At 73.2% G+C, this 4,320-nt stretch carries 4 protein-coding genes; all 4 read left to right on the top strand.

Annotated features, from left to right (window positions below; all coding sequences use genetic code 11):
• The first annotated feature begins 149 nt into the window (after window positions 1-149).
• Window positions 150-1,307 (top strand): alpha/beta hydrolase, encoded by a 1,158-nt coding sequence (locus tag VGD70_RS33185; RefSeq protein ID WP_331088438.1) that lies wholly within the window; start codon window positions 150-152, stop codon window positions 1,305-1,307.
• Between the two features lies 1 nt (window position 1,308).
• Window positions 1,309-2,106: an alpha/beta hydrolase gene (locus VGD70_RS33180; RefSeq protein WP_331088436.1), complete on the top strand. Its 798-nt coding sequence runs from the start codon at window positions 1,309-1,311 to the stop codon at window positions 2,104-2,106.
• Window positions 2,103-3,311, top strand: a complete 1,209-nt coding sequence (locus tag VGD70_RS33175; protein WP_331088434.1) for a PP2C family protein-serine/threonine phosphatase — start codon at window positions 2,103-2,105, stop codon at window positions 3,309-3,311. Before VGD70_RS33180 ends, VGD70_RS33175 begins: the two co-directional genes overlap by 4 nt.
• A gap of 84 nt (window positions 3,312-3,395) precedes the next feature.
• A complete protein-coding gene (ypfJ, locus tag VGD70_RS33170) occupies window positions 3,396-4,298 on the top strand; it encodes a KPN_02809 family neutral zinc metallopeptidase (RefSeq protein ID WP_331088432.1) in 903 nt (300 codons plus the stop codon).
• The last annotated feature ends 22 nt before the right edge of the window (window positions 4,299-4,320 follow it).

Raw genomic sequence — 4,320 nt, 5'->3', positions numbered from 1 at the left:
CGAACGAGGTGGCGATCAACTGGAACTCCGCGCTGGCCTGGATCGCCTCGTTCGCCGCCGACCAGGGCACCCGAGGCGCGCGTCACCACGGTGGTGGGCCGTCGCCGTATTAGGCTTCGGGCCAGGAGCCGGCAGGTGAGGGGTTGGTCATGGCACCCGAGGAGACGCCGACGGTCGGCGGTGAGCTGGATGCCGGCGTCCACCTGCTGACCGACGTCGTGACCGGGGTGCTGGGCACCGTCGAGGACATGCACCGCACGCTCGCGCCGGACGCGCACCGCCTGGTCGCCTCGCGGGTCTACGACGCCGTGCGGGTGGGCGTCCTCGCCGGTGGCGCGGTGCTCCAACTCGCGGCGCGGACCACGGTCAGGTACGCGCCGACGGTACTGGACGCCCGCGGGGTGCAGCGGGCCGTCGGCTTCGCGAACGGGGCGTTCGCCGAGCACGCGGAGGCGCGTGGTGGCGCCGTGCCGGCGACCATGACCGTGCGGCTCGACGGCCGGCGCGTCGACCTGGACCGCGGCTCGCTCGCGGCGGCCTACCCGTCGGCCTCGGGCCGGGTGGTGGTGTTGCTGCACGGGCTGGTCGAGACGGACCGGTCGTGGTTCCACGAGGCGGATCCGGAGAAGGCGAGGTCCGGCACCGACTTCGGCAGCGGGCTCGCCGCCGACCTGCCCTGCACCCCGGTCTACGTCCGGTACAACACCGGCCGGCACATCTCCGACAACGGCCAGGAGCTCGTCGACCTGCTCGGCGAGCTGATCGAGGGCTGGCCCGCGCCGGTCCGCGAGGTGGTGCTGGTCGGACACTCGATGGGCGGGCTGGTGGCGCGCAGCGCCGTGCACCAGGCCAACGAGCGGGCGCTGCCGTGGCTGCCGAAGGTCACCCGGCTCGTGTGCCTGGGCAGCCCGCACACCGGTGCGCCGCTCGAGCGCGGGGTGGTCCGGCTGGCCGGGGTGCTCGGCGGGTTCGCCGCCTCGGCGCCGCTGGGCCGGCTGCTCGGGCTGCGCAGCGACGGCATCAAGGACCTCGCCCGGGGACGCCTGCACCGCGACCAGTGGGACGGCGGGCGGTCCGTCGACACGGTTCTTCCGGCCGGGGTGCGGCAGTTCTTCCTGGCCGTGACCCTGTCCCGCGCGGAGGGCAGCCTGTGGAGCCGGCTGGTGGGTGACGGGCTCGTGGCGCCCTCGAGCGCGGCGGACCCCAGCCAGACCGCGGACGTCCGGTGGCTGGGCGGGATGCACCACTTCGACCTGCTGCACCACGACGCCGTCTACGCCGCGCTGCTCGGCTGGCTGCGGTCCTGAGATGGACGTGGTCGCGCGGAACAACGTCGTCGTCACCGGTCCGGAGCACGGGCCGGTGGTGATGCTCGCGCACGGCTTCGGATGCGACCAGAACCTGTGGCGGCTGGTCGCGCCGCGGCTGGCGGAGGACTACCGGGTGGTGCTGTTCGACCACGTCGGCGCCGGGCGGTCGGACCTGTCGGCGTGGCACCCGCGGCGGTACGCGACGCTGGCCGGCTACGCGGACGACGTGCTGAGCATCTGCCGGGAGCTGGACCTGCGCGAGGTGACCTTCGTCGGTCACTCGGTGAGCGCGATGATCGGGGTACTCGCCGTCACCGCGGAGCCCGCGCGGTTCGCCAAGCTGGTGTTGCTCACCCCGTCGCCGTGCTACCTCGACGACGGCGACTACCACGGCGGGTTCAGCGCCGCCGACATCGACGAGTTGCTGGAGTCGCTGGACAGCAACTACCTCGGCTGGTCCGCGGCCATGGCGCCGGTCATCATGGGCAACCCGGAGCGCCCGGAGCTGGGGGAGGAGCTGACCAACAGCTTCTGCCGCACCGATCCCGAGATCGCCCGGGTCTTCGCACGCACCACGTTCCTGTCCGACAACCGCGCCGACCTCGCCAAGGTCACCGTCCCGACGCTGGTCGTCGAGTGCGCCCAGGACGTGATCGCGCCGCGGGAGGTGGGTGCGTTCGTGCACGCCGAGATCGCGGGCAGCACGCTCGTCACGCTCGACGCCACCGGCCACTGCCCGCAGCTCAGCGCGCCGGAGCCGACCATCGAGGCCATCGCCGCCTTCGCGGGGCCGTGACGGCGGCCGGCGCCGGGGCGGACCGGCCGCCCGCGCTGCCGTCGGCCCTGCTCGAGGACAGCGCCGAGGACCTGTACGAGAACGCGCCGTGCGGGTACCTCTCGACCACAGTGGACGGTCAGGTCGCGAAGGTCAACGCCACGCTGCTCGGGTGGCTCGGCCTGGCCCGGGCCGACGTCGTGGGGCGGCCCTTCGCGGACCTGCTGACCGTCGGCGGCAGGATCTACCACGAGACCCATTTCGCGCCGTTGCTGCGGATGCAGGGCGAGCTCGGCGGGGTGGCGCTCGAGCTGGTGGCCGCGGACGGCTCCCGGCTGCCGGTCCTGGTCACGTCCGTGGTCAAGACCGACGCCGACGGCCGGCCGCTGCTCATCCGCACCACCGTTTTCGACGCGCGCGACCGGCGCACCTACGAACTCGAGCTGCTGCGAGCCCGGCGCCAGGCCGACCGGGACCGGGAGCGCGTGCAGGAGCTGGCGGCGACGCTGCAGCGCACCCTGCTTCCCCCGGTGCTGCCCGAGGTGCCGGGCATGCGGGTGGCCGCGCACTACCACCACGCCTCGCCCGACCAGGTCGGCGGCGACTTCTACGACCTGTTCCCGCTCTCCGCCGGCCGGTGGGGGTTCTTCCTCGGCGACGTGTGCGGCAAGGGCGCCGCCGCCGCGGCGGTGACGTCGCTGACGAGGTACACGCTGCGCTCCGCGGCCGTGTACGACGACGACCCGGTCGCGGTGCTGGGCAACCTCGACGCCGTGCTCGCCCACGAGTCCCACGCCACCGGCTCGCGGTTCTGCACGGTGATCTTCGGCGTGCTGACCCCGACCGCGCGGGGCTGTGCCGTCACCCTCGCCAGCGGCGGCCATCCGCCCGCGCTGCTGCTGCGGGCCGACGGGACGGCCGACTACGTGCCCACGCCGGGTGGGCAACTGGTGGGCATCCTGCGCGACGCGCACTTCGCCGCCACGACGCTGGTTCTGACGCCGGGGGACACGCTGCTCCTCTACACCGACGGGCTCACCGAGGCACGCACGGGCGCCACCCGGGCCCGCTTCGGTGACCAGGCGTTGCGGGAGTTCGTCACCGCGCTCGCGCCCAGCCCGGCGCCGGCGGTCATCGCCGCGGTGGCCGACCTGCTCGCCGGCTTCGGCGACGGCCTCGACGACGACACCGCGGCGCTGGCCCTGTCGCCGAACCGTCCGGAGTAGCGGCGCACCCGTTGTCATGCCGCGGTTCCGTGCGCGTGGGAGCATCTTCCTGGTCTTGTGTCGGCGCTGGTTGGAGGACGCGCGGTGAGGTTCAACGAGGACGCCGAGCTCGACTCGTCGCAGGTCAGTGACCAGCGCGGGGTGGGCGGCCGGGTCGCCCTGGGCGGTGGTGGGCTCGGCGTCGTCGGGCTGATCATCTACTTCCTGGTCTCGCAGCTCGGCGGCGGTGGCACGCCGCTGCCGCCGTCCGGCTTCGGCGACGTGGGTCAGGACCAGCAGGTCGGCTCGCAGGCGATCGCGGAGAAGTGCCGCACCGGCGCGGACGCCAACCGGGAGTCCGACTGCCGCGCGGTGGCGCTCATCAACTCGGTCCAGGCCTACTGGACCGACCAGTTCGCCGCCTCCGGCCGCGGCTACCAGGAAGCGCAGACGAACTTCTTCTCCGGCGGCGTGCGGACCGGGTGCGGCAACGCCACCTCCGCGTCGGGCCCGTTCTACTGCCCGGCGGACGGCGAGGTCTACATCGACCTCACCTTCTTCCAGGAGCTCCAGCAGAAGTTCGGCGCGACCGGCGGCCCGTTCGTCGAGGGCTACGTGCTCGCGCACGAGTACGGCCACCACGTGCAGAACCTGCTCGGCACGTCGGAGCAGGTCGGCCGGGGAACGGGCCCGCAGTCGGGCTCGGTGCGGCTGGAGCTGCAGGCGGACTGCTACGCGGGCGCGTGGGCCAACCACGCCACGACCACCCCCACGGAGTCCGGCAAGCCCCTGATCACCGGCGTCACCCAGGACGACGTCAACGCCGCCCTGGACGCCGCGTCCCGCATCGGCGACGACTACATCCAACGTGAGCTGGGCGGCGGCCACGTGGACACGACCCAGTTCAGCCACGGCTCGTCGGCCCAACGCCAGAAGTGGTACCGAACCGGCTTCGACACCGGCGACCCGAACCGCTGCAACACCTTCCAGACCGACAACCTAGGTTAAGGGCCTGTCTCGTAGATCATCG

It is taken from the genome of Actinophytocola sp., from assembly GCF_036402745.1.
Classification (GTDB): Bacteria; Actinomycetota; Actinomycetes; order Mycobacteriales; family Pseudonocardiaceae; genus Actinophytocola.
Note: the sequence above shows the minus strand (reverse complement) of the source record. Positions and strands in the feature narration are given on the sequence as shown.

Bases quoted from the DNA above. Each gene is read 5' to 3' on its own strand.
- VGD70_RS33185 (WP_331088438.1), top strand. From the start codon at position 150: ATGGCACCCGAGGAGACGCCGACGGTCGGCGGTGAGCTGGATGCCGGC.
- VGD70_RS33180 (WP_331088436.1), top strand. From the start codon at position 1,309: ATGGACGTGGTCGCGCGGAACAACGTCGTCGTCACCGGTCCGGAGCAC.